This is a genomic window from Streptomyces sp. P17, assembly GCF_032436805.1.
Taxonomy (GTDB): Bacteria; Actinomycetota; Actinomycetes; order Streptomycetales; family Streptomycetaceae; genus Streptomyces.
Map to the genome: position 1 here is coordinate 1 of NZ_JAVRBF010000670.1, position 280 is coordinate 280.

The 280-nt window shown below is 66.4% G+C and carries 1 protein-coding gene; it reads right to left on the bottom strand.

Going from position 1 to position 280, the window contains the following annotated elements; all coding sequences use genetic code 11:
• The coding region (locus RMT89_RS42520; protein WP_315889114.1) for a hypothetical protein at positions 1–280 on the bottom strand (280 nt) is incomplete at both ends.

The following is a 280-nucleotide window of genomic DNA, read 5'->3' on the forward strand; positions in this document are numbered from 1 at the left end:
CCAGCTGCTCGTGGGTGAAAGGGATCTCGTCGCCGTCGAGATGCTCGCGGGCTGCGATCATCCATTTCGCGGCGCGCTGCTCGATGGAATGCGCGGCGTTGCAAGCCGCGGCCTGCAGGAGCTGGGCGAACTGACATGCGCCGTAGCGTGTCATGAGGTCGTTGAGCGCGGTTGATCGCAATTGCGCCTGTTCGAGAGTTCGCAACGGGAGGCGCGCAAGCGGTCCGCCGACCTTCACGACAATCCGCGCATAGGCCAGTGACGGCTCCCGGCCCGCGGG